18 protein-coding genes are annotated in these 20,054 nt (G+C 43.7%); 3 read left to right on the forward strand and 15 right to left on the reverse strand.

Annotation, left to right across the window (positions count from 1 at the left end; genetic code table 11):
- Nucleotides 1–140: 140 nt before the first annotated feature.
- Both ACFWMP_RS09990 and ACFWMP_RS09995 read right to left on the reverse strand, forming a co-directional pair.
- Nucleotides 141–1,073, reverse strand: coding sequence for a manganese-dependent inorganic pyrophosphatase (locus ACFWMP_RS09990; RefSeq protein ID WP_076283885.1), 933 nt, complete (start codon nucleotides 1,071–1,073; stop codon nucleotides 141–143).
- A gap of 117 nt (nucleotides 1,074–1,190) precedes the next feature.
- Complete coding sequence (locus ACFWMP_RS09995) at nucleotides 1,191–1,988, reverse strand: AAC(3) family N-acetyltransferase (protein WP_379423345.1); 798 nt, start codon at nucleotides 1,986–1,988, stop codon at nucleotides 1,191–1,193.
- 167 nt (nucleotides 1,989–2,155) lie between these two features.
- On the opposite strand from ACFWMP_RS09995, the gene ACFWMP_RS10000 reads away from it, so the two are divergent.
- Nucleotides 2,156–3,133 carry a ring-cleaving dioxygenase gene (locus ACFWMP_RS10000; protein WP_379423347.1) on the forward strand — a complete coding sequence of 326 codons (978 nt, stop codon included), beginning with the start codon at nucleotides 2,156–2,158 and terminating at the stop codon, nucleotides 3,131–3,133.
- A 58-nt stretch (nucleotides 3,134–3,191) separates the two neighbouring features.
- Here ACFWMP_RS10000 and ACFWMP_RS10005 read toward each other — a convergent pair whose 3' ends face one another.
- Nucleotides 3,192–3,893: a YjjG family noncanonical pyrimidine nucleotidase gene (locus ACFWMP_RS10005; RefSeq protein ID WP_042185133.1), complete on the reverse strand. Its 702-nt coding sequence runs from the start codon at nucleotides 3,891–3,893 to the stop codon at nucleotides 3,192–3,194.
- Nucleotides 3,894–4,061: 168 nt separating this feature from the next.
- Between ACFWMP_RS10005 and ACFWMP_RS10010 the strand changes: the two genes are divergently transcribed.
- On the forward strand, nucleotides 4,062–4,997 hold the full coding sequence (locus ACFWMP_RS10010) for an MraY family glycosyltransferase (RefSeq protein WP_042124401.1): 936 nt from the start codon (nucleotides 4,062–4,064) through the stop codon (nucleotides 4,995–4,997).
- Nucleotides 4,998–5,154: 157 nt separating this feature from the next.
- Here ACFWMP_RS10010 and ACFWMP_RS10015 read toward each other — a convergent pair whose 3' ends face one another.
- From ACFWMP_RS10015 to ACFWMP_RS10070, 12 genes are all read right to left on the reverse strand, one after another.
- Nucleotides 5,155–5,676, reverse strand: a complete 522-nt coding sequence (locus ACFWMP_RS10015) for a mismatch-specific DNA-glycosylase (protein WP_379423350.1) — start codon at nucleotides 5,674–5,676, stop codon at nucleotides 5,155–5,157.
- A gap of 35 nt (nucleotides 5,677–5,711) precedes the next feature.
- Nucleotides 5,712–6,269: an RNA 2'-phosphotransferase gene (locus ACFWMP_RS10020; protein ID WP_379423352.1), complete on the reverse strand. Its 558-nt coding sequence runs from the start codon at nucleotides 6,267–6,269 to the stop codon at nucleotides 5,712–5,714.
- Between the two features lie 42 nt (nucleotides 6,270–6,311).
- The gene (locus ACFWMP_RS10025) at nucleotides 6,312–8,933 is read right to left on the reverse strand and encodes a polynucleotide kinase-phosphatase (protein ID WP_379423354.1); all 2,622 of its coding nucleotides are present in this window, start codon (nucleotides 8,931–8,933) and stop codon (nucleotides 6,312–6,314) included.
- On the reverse strand, nucleotides 8,933–10,315 hold the full coding sequence (locus ACFWMP_RS10030; RefSeq protein ID WP_379423356.1) for a 3' terminal RNA ribose 2'-O-methyltransferase Hen1: 1,383 nt from the start codon (nucleotides 10,313–10,315) through the stop codon (nucleotides 8,933–8,935). Before ACFWMP_RS10030 ends, ACFWMP_RS10025 begins: the two co-directional genes overlap by 1 nt.
- A 42-nt stretch (nucleotides 10,316–10,357) precedes the next feature.
- Nucleotides 10,358–11,161 carry a nucleotidyltransferase domain-containing protein gene (locus ACFWMP_RS10035; RefSeq protein ID WP_379423358.1) on the reverse strand — a complete coding sequence of 268 codons (804 nt, stop codon included), beginning with the start codon at nucleotides 11,159–11,161 and terminating at the stop codon, nucleotides 10,358–10,360.
- 367 nt (nucleotides 11,162–11,528) lie between these two features.
- The gene (locus tag ACFWMP_RS10040; RefSeq protein ID WP_379423360.1) at nucleotides 11,529–13,559 is read right to left on the reverse strand and encodes a hypothetical protein; all 2,031 of its coding nucleotides are present in this window, start codon (nucleotides 13,557–13,559) and stop codon (nucleotides 11,529–11,531) included.
- Nucleotides 13,534–14,436, reverse strand: coding sequence for an ABC transporter ATP-binding protein (locus tag ACFWMP_RS10045; protein WP_379423362.1), 903 nt, complete (start codon nucleotides 14,434–14,436; stop codon nucleotides 13,534–13,536). Before ACFWMP_RS10045 ends, ACFWMP_RS10040 begins: the two co-directional genes overlap by 26 nt.
- Nucleotides 14,429–14,818, reverse strand: coding sequence for a GntR family transcriptional regulator (locus ACFWMP_RS10050; RefSeq protein ID WP_076283874.1), 390 nt, complete (start codon nucleotides 14,816–14,818; stop codon nucleotides 14,429–14,431). Before ACFWMP_RS10050 ends, ACFWMP_RS10045 begins: the two co-directional genes overlap by 8 nt.
- Nucleotides 14,819–14,986: 168 nt before the next feature.
- A complete protein-coding gene (locus ACFWMP_RS10055) occupies nucleotides 14,987–15,739 on the reverse strand; it encodes an amino acid ABC transporter ATP-binding protein (protein ID WP_371916547.1) in 753 nt (250 codons plus the stop codon).
- 15 nt (nucleotides 15,740–15,754) lie between these two features.
- On the reverse strand, nucleotides 15,755–16,414 hold the full coding sequence (locus ACFWMP_RS10060; protein WP_042185116.1) for an amino acid ABC transporter permease: 660 nt from the start codon (nucleotides 16,412–16,414) through the stop codon (nucleotides 15,755–15,757).
- Between the two features lie 29 nt (nucleotides 16,415–16,443).
- Nucleotides 16,444–17,214 (reverse strand): amino acid ABC transporter substrate-binding protein, encoded by a 771-nt coding sequence (locus ACFWMP_RS10065; RefSeq protein ID WP_042185114.1) that lies wholly within the window; start codon nucleotides 17,212–17,214, stop codon nucleotides 16,444–16,446.
- Between the two features lie 211 nt (nucleotides 17,215–17,425).
- Nucleotides 17,426–18,544, reverse strand: a complete 1,119-nt coding sequence (locus ACFWMP_RS10070) for a polysaccharide deacetylase family protein (protein WP_052404162.1) — start codon at nucleotides 18,542–18,544, stop codon at nucleotides 17,426–17,428.
- A gap of 484 nt (nucleotides 18,545–19,028) precedes the next feature.
- On the opposite strand from ACFWMP_RS10070, the gene qoxA reads away from it, so the two are divergent.
- Nucleotides 19,029–20,024, forward strand: coding sequence for a cytochrome aa3 quinol oxidase subunit II (qoxA, locus tag ACFWMP_RS10075; protein ID WP_094871516.1), 996 nt, complete (start codon nucleotides 19,029–19,031; stop codon nucleotides 20,022–20,024).
- The last annotated feature ends 30 nt before the right edge of the window (nucleotides 20,025–20,054 follow it).

Raw genomic sequence — 20,054 nt, forward strand, 5'->3', positions numbered from 1 at the left:
GTTACTCTTACCTCTCAAAGTATTGTAGCAGAATGTGCCGTAAAACAAAAAGAACCACGTCACCCTTATAACTTTCAATGGATGACGTGGCTCTTATATGAATGCTACTGCACCGAACAGAGTGCAATTGTCAAAATGCGTTACAGCTTAGCAATTGTTTCTGTAAGAACAGGAACGATTTGCGATTTACGGGATACTACACCTCTGAGAAGTGCTTTATTGTCATCAAGCTTAACATTGTACGCCGTTTCTACTGCACCTGCAACACGACCCAGAGCCAGACCCACAGAATCGTTATTGAGGATATCTGTAACTACAAACAAAAACAGATCCAATTCTTTTTCAGCAATAATGGAAGTAAGTGCAGTTTCCAGTTCAGCTTGTTTGGAGAGAACATCATTAACATCCACCGCGTTCACTTGAGCGATTTCAACTTTGTATTCACCCATTTTGAATTCCTTTGCATCCAAGGAAATCAGTTGAGCGATACTCTTGTCGCTAAGATCAGCTCCAGCTTTCAGCATGTCGAGACCGTAGCTTTCAGCATCTACACCAGCGATTTCAGCAAGCTCACGTGCTGCAGCTACATCTTCCGCAGTGCAAGTTGGTGATTTAAACAGCAAGGAATCAGAAATGATCGCAGACAGCATCAATCCGGCGATTTCTTTAGGAATAGCAACTCCGTTTTCTTTATACAACTTGTTAAGAATAGTAGCTGTACAGCCTACTGGCTCAGCACGATAGTATAACGGATGTGCAGTCTCAAAGTTTGCGATCCGGTGATGGTCGATAACTTCAACCACGCGCACTTGATCAATGTCATTCGCACTTTGTTGGCGTTCGTTATGGTCAACAAGAATAACCTGATTTGCTTCACCAGCTACGTTCTCTACCAGACGAGGAGCAGCGACTCCGAAATGATCAAGCGCAAATTGCGTTTCACCACTAACCTCGCCCAGACGAACGGCCTCAGCATCCCAGCCCAATTCCTTTTTGAGTGCAGCATAAGCAATTGCAGAACAAATGGTATCCGTATCCGGATTTTTGTGTCCAAAAACCAAAGTTTTTTCCATTTCCAATCTCCTTACTATGTTTTAGTGAGATTAATATACCATACATTGATAGCGGCTTCCAGATTGTGTGGTTTGAAAAATGCTTTATCGGCATTCAATTAGCCTCTTCTAAGTTGTTCACGCCCTAGTCTTTGGAAGTGGTACCGGCTTGTCCTCCCCATGCAGTGGCTCATTATCCGAGAAAAGGTCCGGATTCTCTGTCAGCATCTGGCTTAGAATATCCGTCGTTTCTACCGTTCCACATATCCTGACTAACGCGTCTCCAAAGTTACCCTTGCGCATGGCACCGCCCTCTTCAAGCTCACGCTCCACCTTCCAAAAATGCTCCGACCAAGAGAGGCCACAATGTCTGCGAGAAGGCACCATGATTTCATCTCCTCCCGGCGTCACCGTATATAGCTCCTCATGGGTATCCGTCATTCTGCCTGGAATATCGACCCACTCTTCAATGCCATGGATGAACGTATTCCGCCGAAGATCGACTCCCAGCAGTACAATTTCCGCTTTTCGATCAAGTAGCTTGCCCCATGCTGAACCACGGGCGCACGGCGTATCCCAGCGTTCATCCCCCGTAGTGAACTCCTCAGCATCTGCACCTAAAGCCGCCACAGAATGCGTCGGGTGCCAAGAGCGAACAACACCTGGACGTTTACGGAATAACTCCGGTAATATCCCTACACAAGATGGGGAATCTTGAACAGAGAACCTTGGATTGTCTGCATTAATATAAGCCCATGTATGAGTTGGCAATACGAGCAGTCCGTCCTTCATATATTCACTGAGTACATCCAGTACTGTGTTCGCGCCTCCATCTACTTCCCCAATGCTTTTTAAAGAGGAATGGACCAGAATAGTCCCGTATGGATCAAGCTTTAGCTCCTGCAATTGTTTCATCAAGCTAGTTGTTGTGTGCATTGTACGCTCTCCTTATGTATGAACTGGATTTTATGATGCATAAACATCTACTTGCAAAAATCGTATTTTACTATTAAAATTATAGCAACTTAATAATACTCACTAAATCTTTTAAAGATCACAATATAACTTACTCACATTTAGCATTAACACGGAGGTAATTACACATGACATTAACATTAAAAGGACTACATCACGTATCCGCAATTACAGGTAAAGCGCAAGAAAACTTTAGGTTCTATACCGAAGTACTTGGACTGCGTCTCATTAAAAAGACAGTAAACCAGGATGATATTTCAGTGTATCATTTATTCTATGGTGATGAGAAGGGTAATCCCGGAACCGAATTAACTTTCTTCGAACTCCCGATGGCGGGCCGCAACCGTGCAGGCAATAACAGCATCTCCGCGCTCTCCCTTCGAGTGCCAAATGATGCTGCACTTACCTATTGGGAGCAGCGTTTCACCGAGCTTAACGTAGAGCATGAAACGATTCAAACAATCGGTGGCCGCCAGGCTTTAGCCTTCCGTGATCACGAAGGGCAACGTTTCATTCTAGTATCCGACGAAAATGATAATGGTGTTGCCGGTGGCATCCCTTGGGCTAAAAGCCCGGTACCTGCTGAATATGGGATTGTTGGTCTAGGTCCCGCACATCTTACAGTAGAAAGTGCAGAACATACGGCGGTTGTACTGGAGCAATTGCTTGGCTTCCGCCGCAAAGGCACTTATCCTTCAACCATTGCGGGCCAGCCAGATGTGATTGTATTTGAGACTGGAGAAGGCGGATCAGGTGCAGAGGTTCACCTAGAGGAACGTAATGATCTAGAGCAGGAACATTTAGGACGAGGTGGTGTGCACCATGTCGCATTCCGCGTGGATAACGAGGAGGAATTGAAGCAATGGGTCGAGCATATACGCACAGCTCAGCTTCCTAACTCCGGATTCGTGGATCGTTTCTACTTCCGCTCCCTTTATTTCCGTGAGCCTAACGGCATTCTTTTTGAGCTAGCTACAGACGGACCAGGCTTTGCAACAGATGAGCCAATGGAAAGTTTGGGCGAATCTCTTGCACTGCCACCATTTATGGAATCGAAACGCCAGCAAATCGAAGCTTATCTGAAGCCGCTGGATACTCGGCAATAAGATTCTTCAGCTCACTTAATAAAAGGTGTGAGTCGCTGAAGCGCTCACACCTTATTTTTTATTGAAGATCCGTTGTCTTGCCTACAATGTCTAAGAGCTCAGACAGAACTCGAATTTCGTATTTCGGTTGAACACCCGACGTATTCTCTTTACCGAGCGGGTTAAACCAGCAAGTATCGATCCCATAATTGATTCCGCCTTGAATATCAGAGGTTAAGGAGTCCCCTACAATCAGTACTTTTTCCTTATCCGAAATCCCCAATTTGGCAAAAGCATAATCAAAAATCCCTGTCTCCGGCTTCTGACAACCAGCCTCCTCTGAAATAATGATCTGCTCAAATGTTTCACTAAGCGGTGATCCTTGGATTCTGGAAGTTTGCACTTCTTTAATTCCGTTCGTAATGATCGCTAATCGACAGCCGGCAAGCTCCTCGCACAGCTCGATCGCTCCCTGGATCAGAAAGGTTCCCTCGCCTAAGAAACGTAGATATGCTTCACTAAACGCCTCAGGATCTAGCTCCAGCGCATTCGCAGCGAATAACCGATTAAACCGTTCCACGCGTAATGCCGCAGAACTAATCTTCCCCTGCTCCAAATCCCGCCACAGCGCATGATTAATTTCCTGATAACTGGCAGCATAATCCTCAGCACCTGTGGGCATCCCAACATGTAGAAATGCGTTAGATAACGCGTGACTTTCTGCCATTCCGTAATCAAACAGTGTATCGTCAGCATCGAATAAAATAACGTCGTATTTCATAAATATCCCCCAAAACTCTTTTCTCAAAAAGGTACTACAGTGATACAATCAAGTCAACTTATCAGTCAGACGACAAAAATTTACTTTTTTAAGGTAGTTTTAAGCGAATTGTGTTATTTTAAAAAGAAAACGGTGGTGAGCGTCATATTATACGTTTTATCGTTTCTAATGTCTTTTTCTATCGTCTACTTTCTAATTCCGCCGCTCGGCAGACTAGCTTTCCGACTCGATTTTGTGGACAAGCCTCGTCAGGACGTTGAGCGTAAAATTCATAGAGAGCCTATACCGCTTACGGCCAGTTACGCCATATTCATTGGATTCTTCATTACCTATCTGGTATTTGCCCGTGAATTCTCCATGGAAACCGTCGCGCTGTTTGCAGGGGGCGTACTGCTGCTGACCATTGGCACCATAGATGATTGGTACAAAACAAAAGGTAAGGATTTCCCGGCACTGCCCAAAATGATTGTGCAGGTTAGTGCGGCTGTTCTTGTTTATCTTTCCGGCAACGCATTTACAGGCTTCTATAACCCCTTCTCAGGGGATTATATCGTTCTACCCGTTGTATTACAGTTTCTATTGACGATTATCTGGATCTTCGGCGTAACCACTGTCATTAATTTCTCGGATGGTATGGATGGTTTGGCTGGTGCCTTAACTGCTATTTCGGCCATAACACTATTTATTGTCGCATTAACTAAGGGGCAATCCTCTTCTGCGATTATGGCGATTGCGCTCGTCGGTGTCACCATTGCTTATCTACGCTATAACAAACCGCCTGCCAAAATCTTTATGGGCGACGCCGGGGCTACCTTTCTAGGTTTCATCCTTGCGGTAATCGCACTCGACGGTGCGTTTAAGCAAGCTACGGCCCTGTCGCTGTTCATCCCGATTCTGGCGCTGGGCGTTCCGATCTTCGACAATATTTTTGTCGTCGTCAAACGCTTTATCCAAGGCAAGTCCATTTATCAGGCCGACGCTACCCAGGCTCATTACCGCCTGCTTCGTGCAGGTTTGAGCCAGAAGCAAGTCGTTGCCGTGTTATGCTTGATCAGCGTTTGTCTATCGTTATCCTCTATCATTCTGTTGTTGATCGAGACTTGATGCATTATTTGCGGATTAGTATCGTACAAGAACAATCGCATCGGCTAGTCCATTGAAGTAATAAAAACGAGCAAGTTTCCAATCTGGAAACTTGCTCGTTTATTGTTTGAAGTTTATACGTCTTTAAGGCCCTACCTCTGCAGCCAAACACATCATCTCATCTGTCGCTTTCTTGCGTAAACTCAGCTAACCTACGGTAAATTCCTATGATTTCCTCCATAGGCATCCTCACTAATCCACTGGAAGAGGGAGCTACAAATTCACGTACACCGTCTACCTTCGGAGGTACATCCCCTTGAAATCCCCAGTTTGCTTTAGTCCTACGGCTAAACTCTGTATATACACCTTTTCCTACAAAACAGGCGACCTGTGGGCGATACAATCCCAGCTTGGAGCGAAGCAATTCGCGGCCCTCATTATATTCCTCACGGGTAATATCGTCGATTCCGCGTGTAGGCCTGGAAACAATATTCGTAAACCCATAACCCAGCTTAAGTAGGTCCCCGTCCTCAGACGCGTCGTATAGCCGAGGAGTAAGTCCTGAATTGTGCAAGATTCTCCAGAAATTATTTCGTGGATTCGCGTAATGGTGCCCCACTTCACCTGAACGAATACTCGGGTTAAAACCAATAAATACAATCTGTAATCCGTGATCTAGGTGATCTGAAATTCCATCCATGTGAGTATGCCTCCTAACCAAACGTTGTTCTAATTCTACAATGGGGTATACACATTAAGACAGGAAGCCGGAATTGGGTCCGCCAGCCATACCTCATTACCCGCACAATAAAAAGTTACACCCATTTGACCAGCGCTAATCGTATCAACAGTCAGTAAAATCAATTTCCCTCTGCGGCTTCCGGCCAGACTGGCAAAATGTGTCCCTTCGGATAAATGAACATATTGGCGTCCCATTGATTGGAGTCCCTCTTCCAAAATAACTGAGAGAACGCCAGTATGAGTTCCGTGATAAAGCGTAGATGGCGGAGTTCCCGGATCATAGGTTATTTTGGTATGACTATGCCCGTACCGAGCTTTGATTCGATCTCCATTGATTTCAAATCGTTGCTTCTCGCAGCTGGCAACCACTTGCTGAATATCTCCCACAGTCACCTCAGACCATCTAGGAGCTTTCACAAGCACGGACAACAAATCGTCCAACGTACAGGAACCATCCTCAGGGTCCAAAATAAGGCCACACTGCTCTGGAGTATGCCGGAGCAATTTAGTCATAAATTTGCTTAACGACACTTCTGTAGCATTGCTTAACATTATATTTCTACCTCAATTCATAACTCATTTCTATTCTATTCTCTACAGCCGTGGATCTACAGGATCAGACTCCAAAGACAGCGCAGCAAGCACACATTCATGTACGCGTTCTATCGGCTCTTTACGAATAAAACGTTCCACCGATTCCCGGCTAAGCGCACATTCCATTAAGGCATTTCGCTCTTTTTTGCTTGTTTTGCGCTGCTTGAGGCGTACAAGATTGTCCGGCTGTAAATAATCTATTCCATAGATAATATGCAGATATTTACGCCCTCTCACCTTGAGTGCAGGCTGAACCAGTTTATCTCCATTACGTGTTATAAATGTTTCCGGTTTGATAACAATCCCTTCATGCCCATCCTCCGTCAACTCTTCCCACCAACGGATTATCTGTTCCTCGTCCGCTTCATTACAAACCGTACGGTATTCAGTCTCCATAAATAAAGGTGACAACTCCGCTAGTTTACGATTATGCTCCATATGCCAAAGATGGCTGTGCTCAAAGAAAGTTTGTCCGCTATGCGCAAGCGTGTGGAAGGGAGCAATCTTAATCCCCTCTAATCCACTTACGTCCCAGCAATACTTTTGGAAAGCTTCCTTAAAAAGATGAGCATTCTGGAGCTTCTCCTCCATTTCCTGTATCCACGAGGTAACATCTCGCCCTGATCTTTCAGCCTCACGCAGCTTCTCCAAAAGATGCTCCCGATCTAACAGTGCAGCTTCAGCCACATGTGCATATTGGGAGGAAATCAGCTCACGCGCTTTCAAGTTCCACGGTACGATCTCCGCATCTAGGAGCAGCAAATCCGTGTTATTTTTCGCAAAATAATTCGCCTGCACGAGATCCGCGTTCAGCCTACGTAACACTTCAGATTCAGTATCCCTGTCAAAAAAAGCTCGGCCTGTACGTGTATAAATCGTGCCTAACGACGGCCTGCCCACATACGATAATGCCGCCTCTTCATCCCGGAATAACAATAGGATGGCCCGGCTGCCCATATGCTTTTTCTCCGCGATCATTGTCTTCACACCTTGTGCACGGAAATAAGCAAAAGCTTCACGCGGATGCTCCAGATAGTTCTCATCTATAGACACTGAAGGCGGCGGACTCATGGTCGGTGGAATATATACCAGTTCCTCTAGTGGAACCGTAAAGTGGGAGACCGTGTCTATAGCCGCTTTAACGAACTCTCCGCGCACCGTTATCTCACCGTAAAGGTCAGACTGGACTGAGTAGCCCTCCACGAATTTGCGCAGGTTAGGTGGTGAGAATCTTCCCCGCTCCCAACGAATTAACGGACTGTCGGGATCACCTGCATAATCGCGTTTTGCTTTAACACTAACGAATTTCCCTTCAGGGTAACGGTACGCAGTTAAAGATCCGCCAAATACAGCGCCTTGGTCGATGTTCACTGTATTTTTCACCACGGTTGGAAAAGGTCTAGGATCATGCCCCCAGACGATAATCTCTCCAGATTCGTGTTCGACATACCATTCTTTCCTTACAGGTGCACCCTTGCCATCCATTCCATCAGTGTCCCCATATCGGCAGAAGTCCTGAATCCGTTTGGACTGCTTGCCGATAAATTCATCGCGAATGCCGGCATGGGTAACTACGACCCGCCGCACGCCATTGCGGCCAAACAACAAGTGGCTAGGCGCGGACAACAGAAACTGTTTAAGCTCATCCCTAAGCCTTTTTGCTTCCTCATCGCCTGCTTCTAGCGCAAATGCCTCCAGCTCGGCGGCGATATTCTCGTCTCCGTGGCTTAATGTAACTTTGCGGCCATCCAGGTAGCGGGCGATTTTCCAGCCATGGTTGCTGTCGATCATGCGGGCGATTCCAGCATCTACATGCTTTTTCCAAAACCTCATCGTCTTCAGCGATTCCGGACCCCGGCTCATCACATCCCCCAAAGAAATTAACTGCCTACCCTCGGGGTGTCTGTACAACCCTTGCTCGTCTTCCTTATATTCCAATCTTTCGAGTAGCTCGATCATCTCTTCATAACAACCATGAATGTCGCCGATTAAATCAAGTCCTTTATCGATTTCAACCCAAAGCGGGTTCTGCTTACGTTCAAAAAGTACTGACTCCGTATTTTTCAAAAAATAAGTTGAGGCAAAGCCCTCGTCCTTAACACTCCGTAGCGAACGCTTGAACTGTCCATATTGTTGCTTGACCCGCTGGCGTCCTCGTGGATGCTCACGCTGTACATCCCGCTCCAGCAGCGTTTCCTCTGGAACATCGAGCACCCAAGCCATACATGGAACATTATACTTATCTGCTAAATCTAAATATTGCTTACGGTATTCCTCTTGCAGATGTGTAGCATCCACCACCGTCAGTTTTCCAAGTCGGCAGCGCATGGCAATGACTGAATTCATTGCTTCAAAGGCTAGACTTGAGAGCAACTGATAATCATTAAAAATAATATCTGCTTCTTCGCGGGGGCGATTCTTCCAATCCATAAAATCAGTGTCGCCAAGCATGCTACGGAAATCATCCGATGAGACGATTTCTGTCTGCAACAACGTGCCTTCATCTACTAATCTACGCAGTAAAGTGCTTTTGCCGCTATTGGAGGGACCCACCAATACAATAATTCCTGCATGCGGAAAAAGAATGGTTCGCTGCTTTTCTTTTTGCTCTTCTGTAGTCATTACAATGCTCCCTCCTTCGTAAATATCGCCATCTGCGTCGGGTATCCAAAAGCGTCAGAACCCTCGCCAATTCCTTTAAAATCAACCGAATAATCAAAGGAGCTCGTCCAGCGCATACACCACTCGGAAAACTCTGCTCGTCCCCATTCAAAACGGTGATCACTATGCCGCATTTCTTCCGCTTCCATCTCATACACCTCGTTATACTCCTTGTTCGGTGTAGTCAGGATCAATACCTTAGGACTATATTCCGCCAGAATAGTCTCCATCACTCGAGCCAGCCTATATTCGTCGATATGCTCAATAACCTCACATAGAATCATAATATCCTTGTTCCGCAGCGATTCATCGAAGTAGAACAAAGAACCTGTAACAGGCGTCGGCACGGTAACTCCTTCTCGGTCTTCAAGCTTCGAGAAGCGGTCTATTGCGCGTAGCTGTGCGTTTGCGGAAGGCTCAACCGCCCAGATCTGCTTAACGCCCGGCACACTTCCGAGCCTTGCCGAAAGTTTCCCTTCGCCGGAACCAAAATCAACAATACTACTCTTGAAAGCCAACCCTTCTACTGTTTCTGCAATCGCCGCATACCGCAGATCATTTAATCTAATTTTAGGCTCAGCTGAAAGCTCAGCAGGAGTAACAGCCACTTTTTCAGAAGAAGGGGTGGATTCCTCACCATCAAATTGCTTAATAAGATTAGCAAATCGTAGTGACCGCTTGAGAATTAACGCACGCAACGGATGACTATCCAACCAGCCTTCGCCATAACGCCTGATTTTTTCAATCTCATCATCACTGATAAAATAATGCTTATCATCATCTAATGCCGGAATCAGAATGAACAGTTGACGAAGGGCCCTTTGCAGCGTCTGTTCTCCCCGCAGCCTAATGTATCGTGCAGAACTGCGGCTTTTTAAATCAAAAGAATACACTGCATCTCCTCTTTCAAGCTCAAGCTCGTAGCCAAGTACATGAAACAGTTCCTCAATCGTGTGATCAGGCAGGTTCGATGCTACTGGGCCAAAGGACAGCTCCAATTGAAATTTGTGATCTACCCAAGGCAAAAATACTTCCTTAGGCTTTCCATTAAGAGCTGTACCTAGCGCTGGACGGATATAAGAGCAGAACCGGCTGCTCGTAACAAACTCCCGATCGTTAATATATTGTGTGATGTCATTATGAGCTGTATTTCCTTTAACTAGAGCTATTGGATCTGGTGTGACATAGATAACGGCCTCTGTCTCTTCGTCGGAAGCTGCAGTGAATACTATACGCACTCTAGCTTCTTTATCGCTCCTGTCATATAAATTATGTGGGTTTTTAGCCAGCAGATGGGACAACATCCCTGCTCCTGACCCCGTCGCCTTGATAATCAAATGCATAAGCTTTATCTCTCCTTAATTAACAATTATTGAATTGCGAACTTACCAATTCCATTGCCCCGTATCTCCCCAGACCTCTATCAGTGCTGATCGGAACAAGACATCTAACGCTTCATCCATAACACCAACACTCTGTTCAAAAGCAGAAGCAACCGCCTCGTAATGAGCAATTCGCTCCTCCAAATAAATATTGATAACATCCAAGCGCGGCTCCAGATTTAGTTCATCACCGGACATTTTACGAGATAACAGGTTCTGCACAGCTTCCTGTAATTCTGAACCTTGTGGAATCAAATCCTGTACAAGCACATTAAAATCGAGCGGCGGCACTTCGTTGTATTTTTCAATCCAAGCGCATGCTAAGAGTGGTCTTAATACGTAAAAATATTTCTTGATTTTAACCTCACTGCCTTGCAGATAATCCCGGTAATTTCCTCGCGCCATGTTCAAATAGTGGTAAATGCATGATTTTGGCGAAAAGCTTTGTGGCGAGAGTTCACGGATACTTTCGGCTACAGCGTATTTTTCTTCATAGCGAATCGGTGATTCTAACCATTCCAGCAGAGGCGGATTAGATTTCCGAAATAGATTAAGCCCCTTCTTCAAGTCCCAACCGTTAATATCAAGCATGTCACTGATCGGCCGTTCTATTACATCCCTGTGCTCAAAAATAGATAAATACGCCTCAGGTCTCCGTATGTATAGGAATCTAACATCATAATCACTATCTTTGGATGGAAATCCCCAAGCCCTGCTCCCCGATTCACACGCATACAAAATGCGGACTTGTTCTTCAGATTCAATGGTCCGAAGCTGCTGAATGATCGATTGATGTATTTCCGACATATTAACCCCTCCCTTAAACCTTCTAAATATGCAAAAAAGACCATGGACTCCATCGTCCATGGCCGGGCTTCACCTAAATACAGAACTCCTTACCGGTTAATATAGCGTTGTTGATTCACCGGAAATGAATACACTGATTCTAAGGCTGACCTGTAAGCCAAGGTAACAGATGGACGCAAATATGGATAAGCATTATACGATGGCTGATTATTCATATTGTTATTCATCTGTCCTTACCCCCAAGTCAAATTATATTTTATTCAGTACCATTTCATCCTTAACCTATCTCCAAAAGCATAATCCAACTATCCAGTTTCTGTCAACCAGTAGTCTTTTTCTGTAATCTTTTACTTACCTTATTCTTAGCTTATTTCAGCAATACCTTCAATTCAGCCGTCATATCGGACGCTTTTAACATAACGAAATCACTATAACCCTCCTTATACAGCAGCTTCACAATGTAGTTGCCATTCTCGACTCCATAATTGAAACGATGATCTAAAATATCCGTTAATAGTGCCTTATCCTTCATAACAACTGTACGATTCTTTTCACGTGCAAGCACTACTCTTTGTTCAGGACTCGTAGGATTCTTAGGTGTTTGCTTATCCATAAAGTCGTCTTTTACAATCTCTGCCGATTGGATATCTTCAGCTGTTATTCGTATTTTATCGGCATAGCCTTTTTCGTTCATCCACTTTTCAAGCTCATGGAAAGAAGACTTCCACGGAAAATAATAACCATAATCTGTAGAAATTTGATTACTGTTCTCTTTTACCTTTACCTCTACTTGGATATTAGCCACATCAGGTTTTCCGTCCTTATCTATCTGTACTTCGTAGGACATATTCGAAATTTCGCGTTTGATAATCTCCTTTAGCTCTGAAATTTCCTGAGGATCAGAGATGGCTACTTTTTTATTCCTGTTAGTAACCCACATATAATCCAGGTCTTTGTCTAAGAGAGCTAAATTATACTTTTCATACTTGTAAGCTTCGGTATCCTTAACCGCCTTGAGCTCTGATTCAAACCCCTTATTAGGGATCCAGTATTCCCTCACTAGCTTGTGACCGTTCTCCAATTGATAGGCGATGGTAAAATATTCATAAGCGTATTGTTGTGAGGTATGATCTGGACGTACCGCAATTACCGTTTGATGAAGTTTACGGACAGCTTCTATATAATCTTTATCATCGGAAAAAGGGTCCTGCCCCATATAGGGTGTAGTAGTGTACAAATCATCCGTGGGGGTATACCAACGGTAGTTAGATCCCATATACACACCACTAATCTTATCACCGGATGGTACTCTAGCTTCATACCCGGTAACACTTGATATCGGGATATACAGAAGTAACCCCAGCATTACTGCATAAACCGCAAACTCTGCTAACACTTTACGCGTCATAATCTGCCATGTTTTCCGAATAATCATTTCCGCAGCAACATAGCCGATAATGGCTCCAATGGCATATCCACTAATTACCCAGCCCATTTGCTGTTGCTTCATTTGTGCAAAATAATTCCCGGAAATAAGCATAGTACATAACATAAACCCTGCTTTAAACAGCGGGTTGAAATATCCAAAAGCAATAGCCTGACCCGCTTTTTCCGTACTACGTTTACGGTATAATAGATAGGACAACCCAATAAATAGAAGTGCCAATACCCCATAAATCCATAATTCTGTATTGGTGAATGGTTTGCCGGTAAAATAATACACGATATGAACAAACGGAGACCACATCTGCAAACTAGAATCTCGGAAGTTTACATTTGCATTTGCATTTGCATAACCATAAAGATACATGACTAAATGGCTATTGATTAATGAAATCAGTACAACAGGAAGAATAAGCAAAATATAAATGATAATTCCCTGAAGAATAGATTGGCCCGTGCATATTCCCACAAAAACACTAAAGCAGAAGAGGAACAAAGTTAGAATACTAACAGTGATGCACCATTGCCAAATATCTGCGCCCTGAAAAATATAAAAATTACCACTCCATCGCTTAACAACCGCAACCACCCCTGCAGTTAACCAAACCGGCACCAACAGTAAGGTAAGTCCACTTGTCAGATGAGCCGTAAATAAATGCTCTCTGCGTAAAGGCAGGCTATGCCATAGATCTGATGGAGATTTTGCCTGAAGGTATCGGAATAAAAAGAGTCCAGCAGCAACAGGGATCGTAATAATAAACAATGCTTGCACATTACCAGAGATGCGGAATAAATGATCGATTTCCTGCGGTTTTGCATTTGGATCGATACTCATGAACAGCTGCAATGGAAGTGCGAACATTAGGCCAAGTGCATATATAATCCCTATCCAGCCATGCTGGCGGAAGTTCTGGCGAATAATACTGCTATTAAAGTAGTATCGGCTGCGCGTCATATCCGACATCCCCCATTTCATAAATAAAGATCTCTTCTAGCGTTAATGGAAGCAAATCGAATACGTATGGCTCGTACACTTGAAAAGCCGCTTTAATTCGCTCACGATCCCCTTTTACTATGTAGAGGTTCACGCTCCCCCGGCGTTCTTGATGTAATATTTGCAGCTTCGCTGCTAACGGAATTTCATGCCGTTCATCTCGGAAGGCCACTTGAATCTTATGTGTATCCGCCTTAAGATCATCCAGGTCCTTCTCAATCAGCATCTTCCCACCATGCATAATCCCAACATGATCACACAGATCTTCGATCTCACGAAGATTATGTGAAGAAATGATTACCGTCAGCTCGCGTTCAGCAACCTCCTGAAATAGCAGGTTTTTGATCTGGCGTCGCATTACCGGATCTAACCCGTCAATCGGCTCATCCATAATAAGCACATCTGGCATACAGCTTAAACATAACCAGAATGACGCTTGCCGCTGCATCCCTTTGGAGAAACGACTAAGCTTACGCTTCTTATCGAGCTGAAAGACGGTCCCCAAATCATCAAAACGCTTCTGATTCCAGCTCGGATAGATCGAGCGATAGAAGGCTGCCATTTGCAGCATGGTGGATTGCGGGAAAAAGTAAGGAGAATCCGGCATAAAAATAACCCGTTGCTTAGTCGTCGGGTGTTCGAATACCGCTTCACCCTCCACCTTCACGGTTCCCTTATCTGGAGAGTAAATGCCTGCCAAGGTTTTCAGCAGCGTAGTTTTACCCGCGCCATTAGAGCCGAGCAGCCCATAAATCGTCCCTTTACGTACTGTTAAAGAGATATCGTCTACTGCCTTCTCCCCTTGAAATAACTTACTGACGCCTCGAATCTCAATCATCACTTTTCCCTCCTTCTCTCTGCTTCTCCACTTGCTCATACAATGAACTAATCTCAGCTGCGGTGAACCCAAGGTATACCGCTTCCGCCATCAGTCTAAGCAACTCAGCACGTACTTCGGCTTTTTTAATCTCATTCTGTTCTTTTTTCATTGGGGCTACAAAACTCCCTTTCCCCTGCAGTGAATAGATATACCCCTCACGTTCCAATTCACGGTAAGCCTTCTGAATCGTATTGGGATTCACGGTTAGCTGCTGGGATAATGTCCTTACCGAAGGCAGTTGTTCATCAGTCTGCAAAATACCATGTAAAATCATCTCCTTGACCTTATCGGTCAGCTGCTCATAAATCGGCTTGCGACTTCGAACGTCCAATTCGAACATAACCATCCTCCTTTCACTGTCTTCCCTTAGTTCATGATGATGTGTATTAACTGTACTACTATTATTAGTACAGTTTAATCTTTATGTCAACGCAAAAACCCCCACAGTTATAAAAAACTGTGGGGACTTTTTCTCATAAATAGACACTTTATTAGCCTGAGGCGGTATTCATACTCTCGTCTCTTGATTCAGAAAAATTCGAGTGCGCTCCTGCTGTGGATGATCAAAAATCTGCTCTGGTGTTCCAGACTCTGTAATCTCACCGTTGTCCATGAAAATCACACGATCAGCCACATCACGAGCAAAGTTCATCTCATGAGTGACAACAATCATCGTCATATTCTCCTCAGCAAGTTGACGGATGACGCGTAGTACCTCGCCCGTGAGTTCAGGATCAAGCGCGGAAGTGGGTTCATCGAACAATAGAATATCAGGATTGAGCATTAATGCTCTCGCAATAGCAACCCGTTGCTTTTGTCCACCCGACAGCTTTGCAGGATACACATCCGCTTTTTCAGCAAGTCCTACCTTAGAAAGTAAGTTCTCACTTCTAGCCGTAATCTCCTTCACGCTCTCCCGTTTCAACATCCTTGGAGCTAGCTCTAGATTGCCTCGCACCGTTAAATGTGGAAATAGGTTAAAGTGTTGAAATACCATTCCCATGGACGCTGTGATCTCACGAATACTTGCTCCACTAGCGTATTTTCCATTCTCCACAAGCGGCTTACCTTGGATGAAGATGCTTCCACCCGTAATTTCCTCTAGATGTACTAGACTACGCAGCATCGTACTCTTACCTGAACCTGAAGGCCCGATAACAGCGACGGCTTCTCCCGCCTGGATATTGAAACTAACCTTCTTCAACACATCCAATTTGCCGAAGGATTTCTGTAAATCACTTACTTCTATCATGTTACTCATATTCAGACAGTCCCTCTACTCGAATTTAAAACGTTTCTCCAGTGCTTTGAAGAATAAAGTGAGCACCAGCGTCATCAGTAAGTAAATCACTCCCGCCACTACAAAGGGGGTTACAGTAAAGTCTCGATTCACTGCTGTTTTGGCATAGTTCAGTAGCTCAGGTACAGCAACGGCATACAGTAGAGCCGTATCTTTGACCAAGGAAATCGATTCGTTTGCCACGGCTGGCAAAGCTACCCTAAACATTTGAGCTAGAATTACCTTGCGCAGCGTTTGCCATTTACTCAGTCCGAGTACTTTGGCTGCTTCATGCTGCCCTTTATCAATGGAGAGCATACCCCCACGGAAGATCTCCGCGAAATAAGCCCCATAGTTAAGAATAAACCCAAGACTCGCCGCAACGAAGCGGTCCATGACCAGATATTCCCCGATCACCGGAATCTGTGGTAAACCAAAGCAAAAAAATAACAATTGCAGTAAAAGTGGTGTTCCCCGCATGACATAGATATAGGTATGTGCAATCCAAGCCACGGGCTTGATCACACTCTTCGCCATCAAAGTGACTAGGAACCCGAGCGGAATCGACACCAAAATAACAATAAGAAACAATAAAATAGTTGTACGCGCGCCTTCTAACATCGGCCCGGAAATTTGTATTATATAATCCATTTTCATTTCTCCAATAAACTCTGTATATTGACCTTCTATTTCAATACCTTATTCTCACCAAACCACTTCGTGGAGATCTTCTCAGCCGTTCCGTCGTTGTTCATTTCATCCAAAGCCTTTTGAAGTTCTTCCAGTAGTGCCTCATTGCCTTTCTTAATTCCAATACCGTACTGCTCAGGAGCAAGCGATTCATCTAGTAGCTTAAAGGTATTAGGCTCTTTTGACATATAATATCTGGCTACCACTTCATCAATGACTACACCGTCCAGGCGCTTAGTCTTCAAATCTGTGAGCGCTAGCACATTATCAGGAAATTCCGACAGATTAGCAATTTGGTCTTTAATCGGATTAGCATTTAAAGCATCGGCAGCGGAGGATAGACTTTGAAGTCCTACCTCTTTACCCGCCAAATCCTCAAGCTTTGAAATAGTGGAATCCGCTAATACGACTACTACCTGACTATTCTCAAGATAAGGCTTAGTGAATAACACCTTTTCCTTACGTTCATCTGTGATGGTATAACCATTCCAAATCATATCAATGCGCCCACTATTCAGTTCTGACTCCTTAGCTGACCAGTCAATAGGCTGAAAAGTGATTTCTTTGCCCATTTTCTCAGCTGCAGCTCTTGCATAGTCGATATCAAACCCAACAATTTCATTATTCTCATCTCTAAAGCCCATCGGAGCGAACTTATCATCAATCCCAATCACCAGCTTTCCATCCTTGCTCCCAGAAGACGAACAGCCTGATAAAGCTGCAATAACCATGATCATAAATAAAACTAAAAGTGCATTTTTCTTCATCTCTTTTATCCCCCATCGTTGACACAGTGCTGTGTGCTTTAGTTCGCTAATACGTTATCAGAGTATCATGATAACATGACAAATTAACTACGTCGATAGATTAGAGAAGTCTACATGTGTCAAATCTACAAAGATTTCAGACAACAAAAAAAAGACGACAGATCAAATCTGCCGCCTCAACAATATGAATGATTTAATTCCACTATCAGATTTAGCGCTTATCGTTCCAAAAATTGTTAGGCTCCATATCCGAAGTAATAATATGAAACGCATAGCCTTCTTTCTTCAGCGCCTCTAGGATGCGTGGAAGAACTTTAAGTGTAGCCTTTTGATCATGCATTAGAATCACTGGGCTGCTCTTCTTCAGACTATGAACTTCTCTCATAACCGTATTATAGATGGAATTACTATCGTTCTTATATCTCCAATCCTCAGAGTCAACGTTCCAATCCCACAGATGGTACCCTTGAGTTAGTATCTTATCTCTATAAGCTTTTGTTAAATAAGGCTTACTACCATAAGGTGTACGAATCAGCGTTGTACTTTGACCTGTAATCTTCTTCAGAATTGCATTATCGTCATTCATCTCTTTCAACGCAGAAGCTGGAGAAGCATAAAATTTATCTTTCACATGTGTCATGCCGTGCAAAGCAGGTGCATGTCCATCTTTCACTAAACGTTTCACTTGAGACGCGTGTGCGTTCATGTTATTTCCTAACATGAAGAAGGTTGCCTTCGCATCATACTTCGCCAAGATATCAAGTAGTTGAGAGGTTGTAGCGGATGGGCCATCATCAAAGCTAAGATATACAACTTTCCCCTTTGTGCCTGTCGTCCCTGTAGTTACATTTTGTTGCAAATCCTTTTTATGTTGATTCACGAATGCAGCATCGTCTAATTTAGCCCCGGAATTATACACTCTTAATAAAGATTGAGCTGGCTTAAACGAAATTGAAAATCCAAGATGAGAGGTCATCTTCACAGGAACCATCGTTCTACCATTTTCCACAAATGTTTTCAGCGGGATAGTCTTTCCATTAGGGAGAAGAGCTGTTGCGTGATCATTCAGCAGTTCAATGGAACCGTTGTTCCCTTGAACATGAATACCAACACCCTCAAGGGTAAGATTCAGATTCAGTGCTAGTGACAAGTCACGCAGCGAAACATAATATGTATCCTTTATCGACACTGCATCAATTTTAGTTAATTTATCGTTCACCCCTAATTTCAGGGATCCTGCACCCGCAGCATTCACTGTATCTATCTCTCGTACCAAGCCCGTACATACGAATAATACTATAAATAATAGCCACACTTTCTTTTTAAACATCTCAAAAAATCTCCCATCTCGTATATTTACCTATAACATTATCATAGATTAATAGATAGAAATTTGAGAGATTGTAACTTAATACAGAATAATTTGTTACCCTTTTTAAGGCTTGCAGATATTTCGACAAAATTCATCAAATACAGATTTCGGCCAAATCCTGTCACACCAACAATAAATGGTTAAATTCCAATCCTTTTGCACAAAATAGATGTGTCCAAATTAGCAACTTTAGTAAATTATTGAACAAAGTTTGAACAGAAATAAATAACCATTAAACAGCGTGGCTACAGTGATCTTTATCATATCATTAGGAACTTGTAACAAATTGATCACACATATTTAACTTGATCGCCATTATTAAGGTATATTATGGCTTAGATGGAAAAATAAGTCTTTTGCTTTCTTTCTCATTAGTTCTTACTATATATGAAGGTAATGATGAGGGTTAATTAATAGAAGTATTGAAGGAAGGAGCTTAAGCATGAACAAAAAGGGACCGTTATACGCTTTATTTCTCAGCCTAATTTTACTCTTGCCAGGATGCAGTTCAATCGCTGTTCTGAATCCGAAGGGGCCGGCTGCGAGAACTCTGTCTGACACGATCATCCTCTCCATTGTTGTGATGCTCGGTGTTCTAGCAGTTGTCTACATCTTATATGTCTTTGTACTTTTGAAGTACCGCGCTAAGAAAAGTAACGAAGATTATATTCCTCCTCACGAGGAAGGAAACAAATGGTTGGAGGCCATCTGGATTACAATCCCGATTATTATCGTGGCATTCCTCTCCGTGGTCACTGTCAAAACGACAGTAGATGTAGAAAACGTTGCAGCGGATTATAAAGATCAGAAACCGCTTGTAATCTACGCTTCCTCCTCCAACTGGAAATGGCATTTCAGCTATCCTGAGGAAGGTATTGAAACCGTAAACTACGTGAACATTCCAGTTCACCGCGCTGTTGAGTTCAGATTGTACTCTTTCGGTACGATCTCAAGTCTCTGGATCCCTCAATTGGGAGGACAGAAATATGCGATGAGTGACATGCTTACCACTCTGCATCTTTCAGCGGATACTGTAGGTTCTTATACCGGAAGAAATGCGAACTTTAATGGTAAGGGTTTTGCCCACATGGAGTTCGAAGCCCTTGCGATGACTGATAAGGACTATCAAGAATGGGTAAAAGACGTTAAAGAAACAGCAGGTCCATTAACCGAAGACGAATTCAAAAATCTTTTGAAAATGGAATATGTCGGACGCAAAACATACACCAACACTCACTTATCCTTTAGCCCTCCTCCAGGAGACCATGGCGACCATATGAGTAATAATGGTAAAGAAATGGATATGGATAATGGAACTATGGAACATCAGGATAATAAAGAAATTCATCCGTCTCCTGCACCATCTAGCGAGACAGAATTTAACAGTGAACCTAATCCAGAACTGGATGAACAGAGCACTACACATGAAGGACATTAGTCCATGTTAATTGAGCAACTTGAAAGGAGC

Source organism: Paenibacillus sp. NPDC058367 (assembly GCF_042723305.1).
Classification (GTDB): domain Bacteria; phylum Bacillota; class Bacilli; order Paenibacillales; family Paenibacillaceae; genus Paenibacillus_AQ.